We start from the raw sequence: 17,862 nt of genomic DNA, 5'->3' as shown, positions 1-17,862 counted from the left end.
AGCAGCCGCCGGCCCGCCGGCCCGCGCACGGATGCGCCCGCCACCGCCGCGCACACGGCCCGCTCGGCGGCGCTCGCCACATTGCCCGGCCCCAGCAGGTCGCGCGCCTGCCGCGTCAGGTCGACGGCGATGTTTGCGGTCTCCGCCTCGGACGCCCGCGCGGCCAGGAGCGGCCCGGCGCAGGCGAGGTTGAATACCCGGCGCGCCATGATCTCCGGCGCCCAAGAGAAGGCGTTCCACTTGCCGAACACCCGCCGCCAGTCCAGCACCAGCCGCAGCGCCTCGGCCGCGCCGTCGGGCCCGGCGGCGATCAGGCTCGGCAACCAGTCGAACCGATGCAACGCCTCGGCGAAGGCGCGCGTTGGGCTGGGCCGGTCCCACGGGTCGCCGCGCACGCCGACGGCGAGGGTCGCGCCCCCCAGCACGAAGCCCCCGGCCAGGATGGCGCGGCCCAACTCGGGATCCGATGGGCGGAAGTCCCGCGGTTGCCAGCCGAAGCCGTTCGGACGCGGATAGGCGGCGAGCCACCGGGTCAGCGGCGCGCTGCGCCATTCTTCCGCCAGCATGCGGCCAGCGCCGACGGCCAGCGCCCGCGCCACGTGGCGTCCGGGCAAGGCTGGCGCGCGAACCCCGGCCAAGCGGCCTCAGCCCCGGAGGGCGGCGATGTTGGCGGCGTAACGCTCCGCCCCGCCGCGGAACACGGCCGTTCCGGCCACCAGCGCGGTGGCGCCGGCGGCGATACACAGGGGCGCCGTCTCGGGCGTCACCCCGCCGTCCACCTCGAGCGGGATGTCCCGGCCCTCGGCGTCGATCATCTTGCGCAGCGCCTCGATCTTGCGGAGCTGCGAGTGCATGAAGGTCTGGCCGCCGAAGCCCGGATTGATCGACATGACGAGGATCAGGTCCACCTCGTCCATCATCCACTGGATCACCGAGGGGTCGGTCGATGGGTTGAACACCACGCCGGCCTTGGCGCCCAGCTTGCGGATCTGCTTCAGCGTGCGGTTCAGGTGCGGCCCGGCTTCCGGGTGGACGCTGACGTAGTCGGCCCCGGCGTTCACGAACGCCTCGATGTAGGGGTCGGCCGGCGCGATCATCAGGTGCACGTCGAACGGGATCTTGGCGTGCGGGCGCAGCGCCTTCACCACGTCGGGCCCGATGGTGATGTTCGGCACGAAGTGGCCGTCCATGACGTCCACGTGCACCCAGTCGGCGCCGGCAGCCTCGATGGCCGCCACCTCCTCGCCCAGGCGCGCGAAGTCGGACGCAAGGATCGAAGGGGCGATGATCGTGGCCATGCTACCGCTTAGCCTGATGCGGCCCTCACTGCCAATCGCGCGTCTCGGTGAGCGCCTTCAACGCCTGGGGGTTCTTGGCGTTGCGCACATACGGCCGCGCCTGGTCACCCTCCCATTCCCTTCCCACCGTTGGTGGGGAGAGGAAGGAGGTATTCAGGCGCCCTTCCGCAGCCGCGCCACGTAGAAGCCGTCCGTTCCGCCCTCGACGTGGTTCGGCAGGATCCGCAGCGTTCCATCCGGGCGCAGGCTGGCCTCCGGCGCGCCGCCCTCGCCGGGCGCCATCGGCTCCAGGGCGAAGTCCTTATGGCGCGCCAGGAAGGCGTCCATCTGGCCCTCGCCCTCCTCCCACTCCAGCGAGCAGACGCAATAGACCAGCCGGCCGCCGGGCGCGGTCCGCTTCGCCGCAGAGTCCAGCAGCTTCGCCTGAACCTGAGCCAGTTTCGGGATCTCGGCGGGGCTCGCCACCCAGAGGAGGTCGGGGTGGCGGCGGAACGTGCCCGTCGCCGAGCACGGCGCGTCCAGCAGCACGGCGTCGAAGGTCCGTTCGTCCTTCCACTCGCCGGCGTCGGCGATCACCACCTCGGCGCCCAGGCCGGTGCGCGCAAGGTTCTCGCTGACCCGCTTGATGCGGCCGGCCGAGCGGTCGACGGCGGTCACCTTCGCGCCCGCGGCGGCGAGCTGCAGCGTCTTGCCGCCCGGCGCCGCGCACATGTCCAGCGCCGTCCGACCCGCGCCGACGCGGGCCAACCGAGCCGGGATCGCCGCCGAGGCGTCCTGCACCCACCACCGGCCGTCGTCGAACCCGGGCCAGCCCGAAACCTCGCCCTTCAGGCCCGAGCGCACCGAGCGGCCCGGCAGCACCGAGCCCTCCAGGTCCACCGCCAGGGCCTCGGCGTCCGCGCCGTCCTGCGGCGTCACGTCGGTGGCCGGCTCCTCGCCGATCAGCGCCGCGATGGCGTCGGCTGCCTCGGCGCCATAGGCCGAGCGCCAGCGCATGGCGAGCCAGGTGGGAGCCATCAGGCCGGGATCGTTCAGGTCGGGCGGCTCGCGCGTGAAGCCGCGCAGCACGGCGTTGACCAGGCCCTTGAACGCCTGCCCGCCCTTCTGGGCCGCCGCCAGGTCCACCGTCGCGCCGACCGCCGCGTGGGCCGGGGTCTTCAGCACCAGGAGCTGGGCCGCGCCCAGCCGCAACACGTTGACGATCCGCTCGGGCGGCGGCTTCTTCAGCCGGGCATGCAGGGCGGCGTCGATGGGCCCCAGCCAGCGCAGGGTGGCCATGGCCAGCGCCCGGGCGAAGGCGCGGTCGCGCGGCTCCAGGGCCGCCAGGGCGGGATGGCTCAGCCCCTCGTCCAGCCCCGCCCGGCGTGAGAGGGCGGCAGAAAGCAGGTCGAGGGCGGCGGCGCGCGCCGGCAGGCCACGGATGTCGTCGGAATTTTCGGTCGAAGTCACGGCGCGCGGCGTGCCCTCTTGGGCGCGCGGGCGCAAGGGATTAGATCAGGGACATGGCCGATCTCCCCCCCAACGCCGCTCCGGACAAGGAGCTCACCCCCGCCGCTCGCCGCGCTCTGGAAGAGGCCGCCGCCCGCCAAGCCGCCGAACAGGAGGCCGTTCGCGCCTACGAGGAGGGCGGCCCCAAGGGCCCCGAACCCACACGCTTCGGCGACTGGGAGCGCAAGGGCATCGCCGTCGACTTCTAGGTAGCCGAGCCTACGGCTCCGGTCACCGCCGCATCAGGCGCCGGCAGATCTCGTCGAGCTGCTCCAGCGACGCGTACTTGATCTTCACCTCGCCCGCGCCGTCGCGGTCGGTGATGTCGACGCTCATGCCGAGGGCGTCTTCCAGGTCCACCTCCAGCGAGGCGGTGTCGGCGTCCTTGGCCGGCTTGCGCGGGCCGGACGACTTCTTCGGCGCGGCCCCCTTTTCGCGCGCCAGGGCCTCCACGTCGCGCACCGTCAGGCCATCGGCGACGATGCGGTCGGCCAGGGCCTCGGCATCTGCGACGCTCAGCAACGCCCGCGCATGGCCGGCCGTCAGGCGGCCCGCCACCAGATGGTCCTGGACCTTTTCGGGCAGGGCGCTGAGCCGCATGGTGTTGGCCACGTGGCTGCGCGACTTGCCGACCCGCTTGGCCGCCTCTTCCTGCGTGACGCCCAGGCGGCCCATCAGCGCGCTATAGGCCCGGGCCTCTTCGATGGGGTTCAGGTTGGCGCGCTGGATGTTCTCGATGATCGCGATCTCGAACGCCTCGTTGTCGCCCAGCTCGCGCACCAGCGCCGGGATCGCCACGAGGCCGGCCCGCTGCGCCGCGCGCCAGCGGCGCTCGCCCGCGACGATCTCGAACTCACCCGGCTTCTGACGCGACGGCCGCACCAGGATCGGCTGCAGCACCCCTTTGTCGCGGATCGATGCCTCCAGCTCGGCTAGGTCGTTCTCGTCGAACACCTGCCGCGGCTGTTCCGGATTGCGGTGGATCAGCTCGATCGGGATTTCCCGCACGCCCGTCGCGGGATCTGCCGCATGCGCGATCTCCTCGGCCTCGCCCAGCAGGGCCGACAGTCCGCGCCCCAGTCCCCTGCGGTTCTCCGCCATCTCAACTCAGTTCCATTTGCTGGCTCGCGCGGCGCTTGCGTTCCCGCAGGACCACTTCGCGCGCGAGCTTCAGATACGCCTGGCTGCCGGCGCAACGCAGGTCGTAGACCAGCGCCGGCTTGCCGAAGGACGGGGCCTCGGAGACGCGGACGTTCCGGGGGATCACCGTCTGATAGACCGCCTCGCCGAAGTGGCCGCGCACGTCGCTGGCCACCTGCTCCGACAGCGAGTTGCGCCGATCGTACATCGTCAGCACCACGCCCTGCAGCTCCAGCGCCGGGTTCAGGCTGCCGCGCACCAGGTCGATGGTGCGCATGAGCTGGGTCAGGCCTTCGAGCGCGAAGAACTCGCACTGCAGCGGCACCAGCACGGCGTCGGCCGCGGCCATGGCGTTGACGGTCAGCAGGTTCAGCGAGGGCGGGCAGTCGATGAGGATGTAGGTGTAGGCGCCCGCCGCCCGGGCCGGCGCGATCGCGTCGCGTAGCTTGAAGGAGCGGCGGGACTGCTGGCCCAGCTCCAATTCCACGCCGGACAGGTCGGGGTCCGCCGGCACCAGGTCCAGGCCCGGCACCGACGTCTTCACCACGGCGTCGAGCAGCTCCTGTTCGCCCATCAGCACGTCGTACAGCGTCTTCTTGCGCAGTGCGCGGCCGACGCCGAGGCCGGTGGAGGCGTTGCCCTGCGGATCGGAGTCGATCAGCAGCACCTTCTCGCCCACAGCGGCCAGCGCCGTGCCGAGATTGATGGCCGTGGTGGTCTTGCCGACGCCGCCCTTCTGGTTGGCGACGACCAGCACGCGTAGTCCCCGGTCAGACCTTGCGGGCACGGCCCAGTCTCCTCACACGCACGATACGGCCTCTCTCGTCACTCAGCGACGGTACGACATCCGCCTCGTATTCCCAATATCTTGCGGCCTCGGACATGTCCGCTACCACATCTTGCCCCTTGAGGAACAAGCCCTGCGCCCCTGCCTGGAAGTATGGCCGGGCATACCCCAACAGTCTGTGAAGCGGGGCGCAAGCGCGCGCGGTGACGATGTCCACAGCCAGCGAGAGGTTTTCCGCCCTTTCGTTGTGGACCGTCGCCGGAAGGTCCAGCTCGGCCACCACCTGCGAGAGGAACCGGCACCGCTTGGCCATGCTCTCCACGAGGTGGACGTGGAAGCCCTCGCGTCCCTTGCCCAGGATCGCCAGCACCAGCCCCGGGAAGCCTGCCCCCGCGCCGAGGTCCGCCCAGGTCAGGGCGTCGGGCGCCAAGCGGAAGAGCTGGGCCGAGTCCCAGGCGTGGCGGTTCCAGAAGTCAGGGATCGTCGCGGGGCCCACGAGGTTCATCACCTCGTTGCCGGCGGCCAGCATCTCCAGGAAGCGCGTGAGGTCGGCGATCTGCTGTGGCGTCGCCTTGGCTTTCCTGGCGAAGATCGCTGCGTCCATGACCTTCGCTCCTCCCCCATCGGGCGAGGGGGACCCCGAAGGGGTGGAGGGGGTAATCCCCACCGGCAGTGACGGACCCCCTCCATCATCTTGCAGGTGGTCCCCCTCCCCCGGCGGGGGAGGAACGGGATTCTGAGAGCCCATCACGCCGCGTCGCGTCGGACGTGGGCGAGCAGCGCGGTCAGCGCGCCCGGTGTGACGCCCTCGATCCGGGCGGCCTGGCCCAGGGTCAGCGGCCGCACGGCGGCAAGCTTCTCCCGCACCTCGTTTGAAAGGCCGCCGATGGCCCCGTAGTCCAGCTCCGCCGGGAGGCGGAGGTTCTCGTCCTTGCGGAAGGCCTCGGCGTCGGCGGCCTGGCGATCGAGATAGCCGGCGTACGACGCGTCGATCTCGATCTGCTCGCGGGCCGCCGCGCTCCAGGCGCCGATCTGAGGCCAGATCCGGGCCAGATCGTCGAAGCCGATAGTGGGATAGGCCAGTAGCTCCACGACATTCCGCCGCTGCCCGTCGGCTTTCACCGGCAGGCCGGCCTTGGCGGCGGCGGCGGGCGTGAGGGTCAATTCGGCGGCTTGGGCGCGGGCGTGGGCGAGCTCGGCCTGTTTCACGTGAAACGCCTCGGTCCGCCGCGACCCGACGACCCCCAGGTCGATCCCCTTCCCGGTCAGCCGCTGGTCCGCGTTGTCGGCCCGCAGCGTCAGGCGGAATTCGGCCCGGCTGGTGAACATCCGATAGGGCTCGGTGACCCCCCGGGTGACCAGGTCGTCGATCAGCACGCCGATGTAGGCCTCGTCCCGCGCGAACTGGGCCGGCTCCGCGCCCGACGCGGCGCGGGCGGCGTTCAGGCCGGCGACCAAGCCTTGCGCGCCCGCCTCCTCGTAGCCGGTCGTGCCGTTGATCTGACCGGCGAGGTAGAGGGCCGGCAGCCGCTTGACCTCCAGCGTCGGGAACAGCTCACGCGGATCGACGTAGTCGTACTCGATGGCGTAGCCGTGCCGCTTTACCACCACCTGCTCCAGGCCGGGGATGGTGCGGAGGAACAGGTCCTGTGTGTCGGCGGAGACCGACGTCGAGATGCCGTTCGGATAGACGGTCGTGTCGTCCAGGCCTTCGGGCTCCAGGAAGATCTGGTGGCTGGTCTTGTCGGCGAACCGGACCACCTTGTCCTCGATCGACGGGCAGTAGCGCGGGCCCCTGCCCGACACCCGGCCGCCGTAGACAGCGCTCTCGGCCAGCCGCTCCGCGATGATCCGGTGGGTTTCTTCCGTCGTATAGGTGATACCGCACTGGACCTGCGGGGTGGTGATGGAGGCCGTCAAGAACGAGAACGGGATGGGCTCCGGGTCCGCGTCCTGCATCTCCAGCCGATCCCAGGCGATGGTCGAGCCATCTAGGCGCGCTGGCGTCCCCGTCTTCAGGCGGCCCATCTTCAGGCCCGAGGCGTAGAGGCGGTCCGACAGACCGATGGCGGGGGCGTCGCCGACCCGGCCCGCGGGGATGCGCTGCTCCCCCTGATGGATCATACCCTTCAAGAAGGTGCCGGTGGTCAGCACGACCCGCCCGGCCCGATACTCGGTCCCGCTCGCCCCGATGGCGCCGGCGACGACACCGCCCGCGAGGATGAGGTCCTCGACCGCCTCGGCGCGGATCTCCAGGTTCGGCGTCGCGGCCAGCTCGGCCTGCATCGCCTCGCGATAGAGCTTCCGGTCGATCTGGCTGCGCGGGCCGCGCACGGCTGCGCCCTTCGACCGGTTGAGCATCCGGAACTGGATGCCGGCCACGTCGGCGAGCCGGCCCATGACGCCGTCCAGGGCGTCGATCTCGCGGACCAAGTGCCCCTTCCCCAGGCCGCCGATGGCCGGGTTGCAGCTCATCTCGCCGATGGTCTCGAGCTTGTGGGTGAGCAACAGCGTCCGCGCGCCAAAGCGCGCCGAGGCGGCCGCCGCCTCGCAGCCGGCGTGTCCGCCGCCGATCACGATCACATCCCAGGTCATGGTCGCGGGGATATAGGCGAAACCCGCCCGCGTTTCACGTGAAACAAGTGCGGTTCCTTTCCCTTCCCTTCATCGGGACGGAGAGAGATCACTTCCCGATGCAGAAGGTCGAGAAGATGCGTCCGAGGACCAGTTCGGGGTCGATGCGGCCGGTGACGCGGTCCAGCGCCCGCGCGGCTAGCCGGACATCCTCGGCCGCGAGTTCCAGGTGTTCGTCCTGCGCCAGGGCGTGGCGCAAGCGGTCGGCCGCCTCGCTCAGCAGTTCCTGGTGCCGCAGTCGCGTCGCGGTCGGCGACTCCGCGCCCGCCAGGGCCGTGACGATGCGCTCCTCCAGGACCGAGCGGATCCAGGCGAGGTCGCTCGGCCCCTTTGCGGTGATCTCGGCCGTCGACAGGCCCAGCCGCTTCGCCTGCCCCGCCGCCCAGGCGCCCGCTGGCCCCACCGGCTTGTCGCGCTTCGTGATCAGACAGACGTCGCCGGGACGAAGCTCCATCGGGACCGAAGCAACCTCCTCGCCCGAGCCATCCACCAGCCACAGCCGCAGGTCCGCCGCCGCCGCCCAGGCGCGCGCCCGGCGTACGCCCTCGGCCTCGATCTCATCGCCCGTCTCGCGCAGGCCCGCGGTGTCGGCCAGAAGCGCTTTATACCCGGCCAGCACCATCGGCGCCTCGATGATGTCGCGCGTCGTGCCCGGCGTCGCCGTGACGATGGCCGCGTCGCGCCCGGCCAGCGCGTTGAGCAGCGTGCTCTTGCCGGCGTTCGGGGCGCCGATCAGGGCGATCCGATAACCCTCGCGGACCCGCTCGCCGCGTTCGGCGTCGGCGGCCGCCCCCTCTAGCTCAGTCACCAACCGCTCCAGCACCGGCCGCGCCCGCGCCGCCACATCCTGCGGCACCTCCTCGTCGGCGAAGTCGACTGCAGCCTCCAGCATGGCCAGGGCTTCGAGCAGCGCCTCGGACCAGCGCGCCTGCACGTCCGACAGCCGCCCGCCCAGTTGCTCCAGCGCCTGGCGGCGCTGGGCCTCAGTCTCGGCGTCGATCAGGTCCGCGACGCCCTCGGCCTGGGCCAAGTCCAGCTTGCCGTTCTCGAACGCCCGCCGCGTGAACTCACCCGGCTCGGCGAGCCGCAGACCCAGGCCGTGGAGAGCCTCGACAACAGCCGAAACCACCGCCGTCCCGCCGTGCACGTGAAACTCCGCGGCGTCCTCGCCCGTGTAGCTGGCGGGTCCATCGAACACGAGTACCAGCGCCTGGTCGATCTCCCGCCCGTCGCCGCCCCGCAGGGTCCGGAGGCTGGCGTGCCGCGCGCGCGGCGCCGCGCCGGTCAGCGCGCGGACAGCGTCCCTTGTCCCTGGCCCCGACAGCCGCACCACCGCGACGGCCGCCCGGCCCGCGGCCGTGGCCGGCGCGTAGATGGTGTCCGTCATTTCCGCGTCGTGGCGGCTTCCATGAACTTGCGGAACTGCTCCTGGGCGCCCGTCCCGAAGCTCATCCAGTTCTTCATGAACTCCTCGGGATTGAGCATGTTGATGTTTGCGTCGATCCGCTTGCTCATCTCGGTGACGAGATGCTCGTTCAGCGCACTCACATCCGGCAGACCCAGGAAGCGGCGGGCTTCTTCCGGCGAACAGTCCACCTCGATGGTCATCTTCATGACGTCTGGCCCTCTCTAAGCTCGCCACCATATGGGCTTGAGCCGCGCTTGTGCGCTAGTAGGGCTGCAGTTTCCAGATCAGAGGACGGACGATGGGCGAACGCATCAGCATCAAGACGCCGGACGGCGAGTTCTCGGCCTATGTGGCGCGCCCGAAGGCCGACAAGGCGCCGGCCGTCGTGGTCATCCAGGAGATCTTCGGCGTGAACCAGGTGATGCGCGACATCACCGACGGCCTGGCAGCGCAGGGCTACCTGGCCATCTGCCCCGACCTGTTCTGGCGCATCGAGCCCGGCATCGACATCACCGACAAGTCCGAGGCCGAGTGGAAGAGGGCGTTCGAGCTGTTCAACGCGTTCGACGTCGACGCCGGGGTGAAGGACATCCAGGCCACCATCAAAGCCGTCCGCACCGACGCCGGCTGCAACGGCAAGGTGGGCGCGGTCGGCTTCTGTCTGGGCGGGCAACTCGCCTTCCTGACGGCGACCCGCACCGACGTCGACGCCGCGGTCTCGTACTACGGCGTGGGGCTGGAGAACCGGGTGGCGGAGGCCGAGAAGCTGACCCGGCCGCTGATGCTGCACATCGCCGAGGAGGACCAGTTCGTGCCCAAGGAGGCGCAGGCCGTGATCGTGGCGGCGCTGAAGGATCATCCGCAGATCGAGATCCACACCTATCCCGGCCGCGACCACGCGTTCGCCCGCGAAGGCGGCGAGCACTACCACGACGGCGATGCGAAGCTGGCGGGCGGCCGCACCCTGCAGTTCTTCCAGCGGACGATCGGCTGATGCGCGCGGTCCGTTTCGAGAAGACCGGCGGGCCGGAGGTCCTGGAGCTGGTCGACGTCGACCTGCCGGAGCCGAAGCCCGGCCAAGCGCGAGTGCGGCACGAGGCGGTCGGGATCAACTTCATCGACACCTACCACCGGACCGGGCTGTACCCGGTGAAGCTGCCCTGCATCCCCGGCGGTGAGGCGGCGGGGGTCGTGGACGCGGTCGGCGAGGGTGTCACACGCGTGAAGGTGGGTGACCGGGTGGCCTACTCCGGCGGGTTCGGAGCCTACGCCGAGGCCAACGTCGTGGCGGCGGACCGGCTGGTGAAGCTGCCGGACGACATCGACGCCCGGACGGCGGCGGCCATCCTGCTCAAGGGCATGACCACCGAGGCGTTCATCCGGCGGACCTATCCGGTCAAGGCCGGGGAGACGGTGCTGGTCCACGCGGCGGTCGGCGGCGTCGGCCAGATCATGACGCAGTGGCTCAAGGCGATCGGCGCGACGGTCATCGCCACGGTCGGGTCCGAGGCCAAGGCGGCGAAGGCCCGCGAGCTGGGGGCGGACCATGTGATCCTCTACCGCGAGCAGGACGTAGCGGCCGAGGTGCGGCGGATCACCGGCGGCAAGGGCGTCCCGGTGGCCTACGACTCGGTGGGCAAGGACACGTTCGAGGGGACGCTGGGCAGTTTGGCGCGGCGGGGGTTGTTCGTCAGCTTCGGCAATGCCTCGGGTCCGGTCCCGCCGTTCGCGCCGGCGCGGCTGGCGCAGGGCGGGTCGCTGTACCTGACGCGGCCGACCCTGTTCGACTACATCGTCACGACCGAGGAGCTGGAGGCTTCGGCCGCCGCCCTGTTCGAGGCGGTGCGGTCGGGCAAGGTGAAGATCGAGATCGGGCAGACGTTCGGGCTCGACCAGGCGCGGCGGGCGCACGAGGCGCTGGAGGGTCGGGAGACCGTGGGTGCGAGCCTGCTGATCCCGTGACCCGGCCGTAGTTGGGAGTCGGTGAAGACCCCCTCCACCACTTCGTGGTCCCCCTCCCCCGACGGGGGAGGAACCCGGGCCGCGGGATGTTTCACGTGAAACAGTGAAGCTCGTAATACCGGTATGGCCGGCGGCGCTACCGGGCGGTCAGCCCGGCTGGAGAGGCCCCTCTCTCGCGCAGGGAACCGGACAACCACACGGCCGTGGCGGCTTAATTCGCCATACGGCCAATTTCGTTTTCCGGCCTTTGATTTGATTGAGCTTTTCCGGCCATGAAAGAGGGGCTCCGATCGCTCGGAGCCCCGATTTCGTTCGCGACGCCTGACCGGTCGGTCAGGTGTTCATCGACTGGAAGAAGTCGTCGTTGTTCTTGGATTGGCGCAGCTTGTCGAGCAGGAACTCGATCGCGTCCTGGGCGCCCATCGGGTTCAGGATGCGGCGCAGGATGTACGTCTTCTGCAGGTTGGTCTTCTCGGTGATCAGCTCTTCCTTCCGGGTGCCGGACTTCAGCACGTCGATGGCCGGATAGATGCGCTTGTCCGCGACCTTGCGGTCCAGGACGATTTCCGAGTTACCGGTGCCCTTGAACTCTTCGAAGATGACTTCGTCCATCCGCGAGCCGGTGTCGATCAGGGCCGTGGCGATGATCGTCAGCGAGCCGCCCTCCTCGATGTTCCGCGCGGCGCCGAAGAAGCGCTTCGGGCGCTGCAGGGCGTTGGCGTCGACACCACCGGTCAGCACCTTGCCCGACGACGGGACGACGGTGTTGTAGGCGCGGCCGAGGCGGGTGACCGAGTCCAGCAGGATCACGACGTCGCGCTTGTGCTCGACCAGGCGCTTGGCCTTTTCGATCACCATCTCCGCCACCTGGACGTGACGGGTCGCCGGCTCGTCGAAGGTGGAGGAGATGACCTCGCCCTTCACCGTACGCTGCATGTCCGTCACTTCTTCCGGGCGCTCGTCGATCAGGAGGACGATGAGGTAGCACTCGGGGTGGTTGGTCTCGATCGACTTGGCGATGTTCTGCAGCATCACCGTCTTGCCGACGCGCGGCGGGGCGGTGATCAGGCAGCGCTGGCCCTTGCCGAGCGGCGCGACGATGTCGATGACCCGGCCCGAGCGGTCCTTCAGGGTGGGATCGTCGATCTCCATCTTCAGGCGCTGGTCGGGGTATAGCGGGGTGAGGTTGTCGAACAGCACCTTGTGCCGGACGTTCTCGGGGCTCTCGAAATTGGTGAGGTCCACCTTCACGAGGGCGAAGTAGCGCTCGCCCTCGCGCGGGGCGCGGACCTCGCCGTCGACCGTGTCGCCGGTGCGCAGGCCGAACTTCCGGATCTGCGAGGGACTGACGTAGATGTCGTCCGGGCCCGGCAGGTAGTTGGCTTCCGGCGAGCGCAGGAAGCCGAAGCCGTCCTGCACAACTTCCAGGGTGCCCGAGCCGGAGATGGCGACGCCCTCGTCGGCCAACACCTTCAGGATCGCGAACATCATGTCCTGCTTGCGCATGGAGTTCGCGGATTCGATTTCGAGCTGCTCGGCGAAGGACAGCAGGTCGGCCGGCGACTTGTCCTTCAGCTCCTGCAGGCTCATGCGGGTGAGGCCCATGGCCGCGATGGCCTTGGAGGCCTGGGTCGGCTCGTCGGGCTCGTCCTCGCCGGCAGCCTCTTCGGCGCCGGTCTCCTCGCCCTCGGCCAGTTGCGGCTCCAGGGTGTCCGCCAGCGTGTCGGCTTCGGTTTCGGGGACGTCGTTGGTTTCGTCTGACATTGATTTCACTTTGGAGTTCGCGCGCTCACGGACGGAATCCGAGTGCGGGCGGGTTAGTCTGTGGACGCCCGTCTTGCTATCGGCAGGGCGTCGATTTCAGTTCGTCTGGGAGCCGGTCGTCGGCGCGATCCGCGCGCGGCCGGAGATAAGGCGGGGCGCGCCGGAGGCCGACGCGTAGATCGAGGGGAACCATGTCCGGCGCGCGGGGTCAAGTCGGCCGTCATTCCCCCCCCCCCGTTGGGGAGGTGTCGCGGGAGGCGGCGGAGGGGGTCTCCTCCACAGCCGTTGAGGACCCCCTCAGTCGGCTTCGCCGACAGCTCCCCCGGCGGGGAGCAACTCCTATGTAGGTCAGTGCTGGCCGAATTGAAGGGTGACGGCGAGGACCGCGACGGCGGCGGCCAGGAAGGGGAGTTCGTTGGTGGCCCGCCAGAACTTGGCGGACTTGGGCCGCTGGCCCGCGAGGAACTTCTTGTAGGACCCGGCCATGAAGCCGTGCCAGCCGGAGAGGAAGATCACCGCGGCAAGCTTCACCAGCATCCACGGCTGCAGGAGGAACGCCCAGCCCTCCTTGGCCGCGTAGACGTGCCAGAGGATCAGGCTGACGCCCAGGATCCAGACCAGGCTCATCGCCGGATTGATGATGATCTTCAGGAGCTTGCGCTCCCAGACCAGGAAGTGGGCGTCGAACTCGGTTCCGGGCGGCGCGGTCTCGGTGTGGTAGGCGAAGAGCCGGGGCAGGTACATCATGCCCGCCATCCAGGCGATAACGGCGATGATGTGCAGGCCGCGGAGCAGGTCGAACCAGTTCATGCCACCTTCTCCTCATGGCAGGCGCACTTGCCAAGCCCCAGCATGCACATCCAGGGCCCGTGCGGCGCGACGCCCGTCCGCGGCAGGGCCTCGACGACGGCCGCGGCCAGGTCCGAGATGAACGGCGCTTCGATGCCGGGCGTCCGCGCCCGCAGATAGACCGGCATTCCCAGCGACTTGGCCAGTTCGGCGTATTCGTGGTCGAGCTCGACCAGGGTCTCCACGTGCTCGGAGACGAAGGCGATGGGCGAGATCAGCACGCCCTTCCCCTCCGCGGCGGCTTCCCGGATGCAGTCGTCGGTGGAGGGACCCAGCCATTCCAGCCGCCCCACACGGCTCTGATAACAAACCCGGCGGTCGGCAAGTTCGGGGAGGTGATAGGCGATGGACGCGGCCGTCGCCTCGATCTGCGCCTGGTAGGGATCGCCGTCGTCCACGATGCGCTGCGGCAGGCCATGAGCGGAGAACAACAGGCGGATGTTGGTCGGGCTGCCGGCCGCTTCCCAGACCTTGCGGATCTCCGCGGCGTGCGCCTCCGCGAGCCCCGACGTCGTCGGGTAGCAGCAGACCGTGCGCGTGCGGCCCGGACCCTTGTAGGCCCGCGCCCAATCCTTCAGCGACGAGCCGGACGTGGTCGTCGAGTACTGCGGATAGAGGGGCAGCAGCACGATCTCGTCGGGCCCGAAGGCCGCCACCTGCTTCGCCGTCTCGTCGGCGAACGGCTTCCAGTAGCGCATGGCGATGAAGACGCGGGCGTCATGGCCGCGGGCCTTCAGCTCGGCCTCGAGCGCCTGGGCCTGGGCCTGGGTCTCGGGGAGCAGCGGCGAGCGGCCACCCATCAGCGCGTAGTTCGCCTGGGCGGGCTTGCTGCGCGTGGTGGAGATCAGCCAGGCGAGCGGAAGACGCGCGATCGCCGGCAACTGGATGATCGCCGGGTCGCGGAACAGGTTGAACAGGAACGGCCGGACGGCCTTCAGGCTGTCGGGTCCGCCCAGGTTGAAGAGGACGACGGCGAGACGGGACATCTATTCCTCCCCTTTGGGGGAGGTGGCGCGCAGCGCCGGAGGGGGTCCACTCAGAACGTCGTGGAGGACCCCCTCCACCACTTCGCGGTCCCCCTCCCCCGGTGGGGGAGGAACTGTCGCCATCACGGTACCCCTCATTGCGCGGCCATCGCGGGGACGGGCTTGCCGGTAACCCGCGAGACGACGCGGGCGATGTGGTCGATGGGCGTATCGGGCATGACGCCGTGGCCCAGGTTGAAGATGTACGGCCCCTGCCCCCACTGTTCGAGCAGGGTCTCGACGCGGGCGTCCAGCGCCGGCCCGCCGGTGAGCAGCAGCAGGTTGTCGAGCGCGCCCTGGATCGCCTTTCCACCCCCCTGGATCTTCCGGCCAAGCGCGGCGCTGGCCTGGGTGTCGAGGGCGACCGCCTGGACCGGCACTTCGGCGGCATAGCGCTCCACGAGGGCGCCGGCGCTGCGTGGAAAGCCAATGAAGGGCGTCTCGACACCGGCGGCGCGGACTTTCTCCACGATGCGGCGATGCGGACCGACCACGATCCGCTCGAAGACGTCCTCGGCCAGGTTGTCGGCCCAGCTCTCGAACAGCTTCAGCGCCTGGGCGCCCGACTTCGCCTGCATGACGAGGTAGCGCGCGGTGGCCTCGACCAGCACGTCGAGCAAGGCGTCGAGTTCCTCCGGATGGCGGTAGGCGTAGGCGCGGGCGGCCTCTCGCTGCGAACCGCGGCCTTCGAGCATGTAGGTCGCGACCGTCCACGGCGCGCCGGCGAACCCGATCAGCGCCCGCTCCGGCTCCAGCTCGGTGCGAACCCGGGAGAGCGTCTCGCCGATATTCGCCAGCCTGGCCGTCGAGCCGTCGATGGCGTCCTGCAGCGCACCGATCGGCGGGAGTTCGCCCAGCCGAGGCCCCTCGCCCGCCTCGAACCAGACGTCCTGGCCAAGGGCGAGCGGGATCAGCAGGATGTCGGCGAAGACGATGGCGGCATCCATCGGAAAGCGGCGCATCGGCTGAAGGGTCGCCTCGGCCGCCATCCCCGGGTCGAAGCAGAAGGCGATGAAGTCCTTCGCCCGGCTGCGCAGCTCCCGGTACTCGGGCAGCGACCGGCCCGCCTGGCGCATGAACCATACCGGCGGGCGGTCCAGGGTCTCTCCGGCAAGCACGCGGAGCAGGCGGGGCGTCTCGGTCGTCATGAGGGCGACTTAAAGCCTGACCGCCCGCAAGGCTCAAGGGTGAGCCTGGGCGCCCCGCCCTGCTCTTCCTCTCTTCAAAAAAGAAAGAGTCTTGAGAAGGCGATGGAAGGAGAGGTTGGGCCTGTCAGCGGCGTGGAAAACCTTGACGATCCTTTGACAATTGACCGGCCGCCCACAGTTCGTCCCAAGGCTGGCTGCGTGCGCCCACAGGCCTGTGAGTTGCGGGGAAAGCGCCCAGGCCCCCTGACGTTAATTAAGGATTCAGTAAGACCTGGGGGGAGAACGACGGGCGCCGACGCGGTTTTCGACCGGAGTCGACAGCTCGGCCGGAAACGGCGCCCGGCCCGCGCGGCCTGGGGGTTAAGAGATGGTTAACGGCCCGATTCATCCTCGTGATCCCACACGCCGTTCAGACGGCGGCTTTCGGCGCCCAGTTCTCCCCATCGCCGTCCAGCTTCGTTAAGAGTGAATCCACAAGAACCGTCCCCAGGCTTTTTTCCGGAGCGACCTTGCCGAACTCTCCGCCGCCGCGCCTCGCGACCTACTTCCACGTCCACCTGGTGTCGGATTCCACGGGCGAGACCCTGAACGCCATGGCGCGCGCCGTGTGCGCCCGGTTCGAGAACGTCCTGCCGATCGAGCACATCTATGCCCTGGTGCGATCCCAGCGGCAGTTGGACCGGGCGCTGGGGGACATCGAGGAAGCGCCAGGGATCGTCCTGCACACCATCGTCGACGAAAAGCTGCGCGAGGCGCTGGAGGAAGGCTGCCGCCGGATGGACATGCCCTGCCTGCCGGCGCTGGACCCGCTGGTCTCGGCGATGCAGCGCTACCTGGGCGCGGCGACCACCAGCCGGGTGGGCGCGCACCTGCGGCTGGACAACGACTATTTCAACCGCATGGACGCCCTGAACTACGCCATCGGGCACGACGACGGCCAAGGCGGCCAGGACCTGGACCAGGCCGACGTAGTGCTGCTGGGCGTCTCGCGGACCAGCAAGACACCGACATGCATCTACCTGGCGCACCGGGGGGTGCGGGCGGCGAACGTGCCGCTGGTGCCGGGACGGCCGCTACCCGAGAAGCTGTTCCAGCTCCACAACGCCCTGATCGTCGGCCTGCTGATCTCGCCCGACCGGCTGATCCAGATCCGTCGCAACCGCCTGCTCAGCCTGAACGAAAACCGGGAGTCGAGCTACATCGACACCGACGCCGTGCGCGAGGAGATCATCGCCGCGCGCCGGCTCTATGAACGCCATGGCTGGCCAACCATCGACGTCACCCGCCGGTCGGTGGAGGAGACGGCGGCCGCGGTGCTGAACCTGCTGTCCCGCGGCCACGGCCAGGTCGAGGTTCTGGGATGACGATCGTCCTGGCTTCGAAGAGCGCGGCGCGGCGCGCGGTGCTGGACGGCGCCGGCGTGGCCTATGAGGCCACCGTCGCCGGGGTGGACGAGGACGCGGCGAAGGCCTCCCTGCTGGCCGAGGGTCACGGCCCGCGCGAGGTGGCGGACGCGCTGGCCGAGCTGAAGGCGATCCGGGTGTCGCGGGGCCGGCCGGGCCTGGTGATCGGTTCGGACCAGACGCTGGACCTGGACGGGCGGCTCTACGACAAGGCGCCCGACCTGGCGGCCGCCCGCGAGCGGCTCCAGCTCCTGCGCGGCAAGACGCACCGGCTGCACTCGGCGGTGGTGGTGGCGAAGGATGGGACGCCGATCTGGCGCGAGATCGTCACCGCCAGCCTGACGATGCGCGACTTCTCGGACGCCTTCCTGGACGACTACCTGGCGACCGAGGGCCCGCACGCCCTGGGCTCGGTCGGGTGCTACCGGCTGGAAGGACCCGGCGCGCAGCTCTTCTCGGCCATCGAGGGGGACTATTTCGCGATCCTGGGACTGCCGCTGATGGGGCTGATGGACCTCTTGCGGCGGCACGGGGAGCTGAAGGCGTGATCACGGCGCGGACCATCGTGGCCGGCGTGGTGGGGCGGCCCATCGTCCATTCCCTTTCGCCGGTGCTGCACAATGCGTGGCTGGCGGCCGCCGGCATCGACGGGGTCTATGTGGCCCTGGCGCCGAGCGCCGACAGTTTCGCCGCCTTCGTGGAGGGCCAGCGGGGCGGCGGGGCGATCCGCGGGGTCAATGTGACGGTGCCCTACAAGGAAGCTGCGCTGGCGGCGGCGGACGAGGCCAGCGCACGGGCGCGGCTGGCCGGGGCGGCGAACCTCCTGGTGTTCGACACCGACGGGAAGATCCGCGCCGACAACACCGACGGCGTCGGCCTGCTGGGCGCGTTCGAGGCCCAGGCGCCGGGGTTCGACCCGGCCGCCGGGCCGGTGGCGGTGCTGGGCGCCGGCGGCG

General features: G+C 69.9%; 18 protein-coding genes and 1 pseudogene. 6 read left to right on the top strand and 13 right to left on the bottom strand.

What is annotated here, in order from left to right; translation table 11 throughout:
* From Q0L11_RS22230 to Q0L11_RS22220, 3 genes and pseudogenes are all read right to left on the bottom strand, one after another.
* Nucleotides 1–614 (bottom strand): annotated as a pseudogene (locus tag Q0L11_RS22230) (heparinase); the annotation flags it as partial.
* 30 nt (nt 615–644) lie between these two features.
* Nucleotides 645–1,298, bottom strand: coding sequence for a ribulose-phosphate 3-epimerase (gene rpe / locus Q0L11_RS22225; protein ID WP_296600212.1), 654 nt, complete (start codon nt 1,296–1,298; stop codon nt 645–647).
* A gap of 153 nt (nt 1,299–1,451) precedes the next feature.
* Nucleotides 1,452–2,747, bottom strand: a complete 1,296-nt coding sequence (locus tag Q0L11_RS22220) for a transcription antitermination factor NusB (protein WP_296600210.1) — start codon at nt 2,745–2,747, stop codon at nt 1,452–1,454.
* A 53-nt stretch (nt 2,748–2,800) separates the two neighbouring features.
* Here Q0L11_RS22220 and Q0L11_RS22215 point away from each other — a divergent pair, with 53 nt between their 5' ends.
* Entirely contained in the window at nt 2,801–2,995 is a 195-nt protein-coding gene (locus Q0L11_RS22215; RefSeq protein ID WP_296600209.1) for a DUF1674 domain-containing protein, read from the top strand.
* A 22-nt stretch (nt 2,996–3,017) separates the two neighbouring features.
* On the opposite strand, the gene Q0L11_RS22210 is transcribed toward Q0L11_RS22215, so the two are convergent.
* From Q0L11_RS22210 to Q0L11_RS22185, 6 genes are all read right to left on the bottom strand, one after another.
* Nucleotides 3,018–3,887, bottom strand: a complete 870-nt coding sequence (locus tag Q0L11_RS22210; RefSeq protein WP_296600208.1) for a ParB/RepB/Spo0J family partition protein — start codon at nt 3,885–3,887, stop codon at nt 3,018–3,020.
* Nucleotide 3,888: 1 nt separating this feature from the next.
* The gene (locus tag Q0L11_RS22205) at nt 3,889–4,713 is read right to left on the bottom strand and encodes a ParA family protein (RefSeq protein WP_296600207.1); all 825 of its coding nucleotides are present in this window, start codon (nt 4,711–4,713) and stop codon (nt 3,889–3,891) included.
* Nucleotides 4,697–5,317, bottom strand: a complete 621-nt coding sequence (gene rsmG / locus Q0L11_RS22200; protein WP_296600206.1) for a 16S rRNA (guanine(527)-N(7))-methyltransferase RsmG — start codon at nt 5,315–5,317, stop codon at nt 4,697–4,699. Before rsmG ends, Q0L11_RS22205 begins: the two co-directional genes overlap by 17 nt.
* Before the next feature lie 143 nt (nt 5,318–5,460).
* Nucleotides 5,461–7,308 carry a tRNA uridine-5-carboxymethylaminomethyl(34) synthesis enzyme MnmG gene (gene mnmG, locus Q0L11_RS22195; RefSeq protein WP_296600205.1) on the bottom strand — a complete coding sequence of 616 codons (1,848 nt, stop codon included), beginning with the start codon at nt 7,306–7,308 and terminating at the stop codon, nt 5,461–5,463.
* Between the two features lie 88 nt (nt 7,309–7,396).
* Nucleotides 7,397–8,734 (bottom strand): tRNA uridine-5-carboxymethylaminomethyl(34) synthesis GTPase MnmE, encoded by a 1,338-nt coding sequence (gene mnmE / locus Q0L11_RS22190; protein ID WP_296600203.1) that lies wholly within the window; start codon nt 8,732–8,734, stop codon nt 7,397–7,399.
* Nucleotides 8,731–8,961, bottom strand: coding sequence for a DUF6489 family protein (locus Q0L11_RS22185; protein ID WP_296600202.1), 231 nt, complete (start codon nt 8,959–8,961; stop codon nt 8,731–8,733). Before Q0L11_RS22185 ends, mnmE begins: the two co-directional genes overlap by 4 nt.
* A gap of 92 nt (nt 8,962–9,053) precedes the next feature.
* Between Q0L11_RS22185 and Q0L11_RS22180 the strand changes: the two genes are divergently transcribed.
* Both Q0L11_RS22180 and Q0L11_RS22175 read left to right on the top strand, forming a co-directional pair.
* The gene (locus tag Q0L11_RS22180) at nt 9,054–9,749 is read left to right on the top strand and encodes a dienelactone hydrolase family protein (RefSeq protein WP_296600201.1); all 696 of its coding nucleotides are present in this window, start codon (nt 9,054–9,056) and stop codon (nt 9,747–9,749) included.
* The gene (locus Q0L11_RS22175; RefSeq protein ID WP_296600199.1) at nt 9,749–10,717 is read left to right on the top strand and encodes a quinone oxidoreductase; all 969 of its coding nucleotides are present in this window, start codon (nt 9,749–9,751) and stop codon (nt 10,715–10,717) included. The genes Q0L11_RS22180 and Q0L11_RS22175 overlap by 1 nt, the downstream gene beginning before the upstream one ends.
* A gap of 333 nt (nt 10,718–11,050) precedes the next feature.
* Here the strand turns inward: Q0L11_RS22175 and rho are convergent, their stop codons facing one another.
* The 4 genes from rho to hemE all read right to left on the bottom strand — a co-directional run bounded on the left by rho (nt 11,051) and on the right by hemE (nt 15,503).
* On the bottom strand, nt 11,051–12,481 hold the full coding sequence (gene rho / locus Q0L11_RS22170; protein ID WP_296600198.1) for a transcription termination factor Rho: 1,431 nt from the start codon (nt 12,479–12,481) through the stop codon (nt 11,051–11,053).
* 348 nt (nt 12,482–12,829) lie between these two features.
* Nucleotides 12,830–13,291, bottom strand: coding sequence for a CopD family protein (locus Q0L11_RS22165; RefSeq protein WP_296600197.1), 462 nt, complete (start codon nt 13,289–13,291; stop codon nt 12,830–12,832).
* Complete coding sequence (hemH, locus tag Q0L11_RS22160) at nt 13,288–14,316, bottom strand: ferrochelatase (protein ID WP_296600196.1); 1,029 nt, start codon at nt 14,314–14,316, stop codon at nt 13,288–13,290. The genes Q0L11_RS22165 and hemH overlap by 4 nt, the downstream gene beginning before the upstream one ends.
* Nucleotides 14,317–14,450: 134 nt before the next feature.
* Nucleotides 14,451–15,503 carry a uroporphyrinogen decarboxylase gene (gene hemE, locus Q0L11_RS22155; protein WP_296600195.1) on the bottom strand — a complete coding sequence of 351 codons (1,053 nt, stop codon included), beginning with the start codon at nt 15,501–15,503 and terminating at the stop codon, nt 14,451–14,453.
* A 509-nt stretch (nt 15,504–16,012) separates the two neighbouring features.
* Here hemE and Q0L11_RS22150 point away from each other — a divergent pair.
* The 3 genes from Q0L11_RS22150 to Q0L11_RS22140 all read left to right on the top strand — a co-directional run.
* Nucleotides 16,013–16,867 (top strand): pyruvate, water dikinase regulatory protein, encoded by an 855-nt coding sequence (locus Q0L11_RS22150; protein WP_296600194.1) that lies wholly within the window; start codon nt 16,013–16,015, stop codon nt 16,865–16,867.
* On the top strand, nt 16,864–17,454 hold the full coding sequence (locus Q0L11_RS22145) for a Maf family protein (protein WP_296600192.1): 591 nt from the start codon (nt 16,864–16,866) through the stop codon (nt 17,452–17,454). The genes Q0L11_RS22150 and Q0L11_RS22145 overlap by 4 nt, the downstream gene beginning before the upstream one ends.
* Nucleotides 17,451–17,862 (top strand): shikimate dehydrogenase (locus Q0L11_RS22140; RefSeq protein ID WP_367183476.1); only part of this gene is annotated, 412 nt, incomplete at its 3' end. The genes Q0L11_RS22145 and Q0L11_RS22140, both read left to right, overlap by 4 nt.

The sequence above is a fragment of the Phenylobacterium sp. genome, assembly GCF_024508875.1.
In the GTDB taxonomy this organism is placed as follows: Bacteria; Pseudomonadota; Alphaproteobacteria; order Caulobacterales; family Caulobacteraceae; genus Phenylobacterium.
The sequence above is the reverse complement of the archived record's forward strand: the minus strand, read 5'-3'. Positions and strand labels throughout refer to the sequence as shown.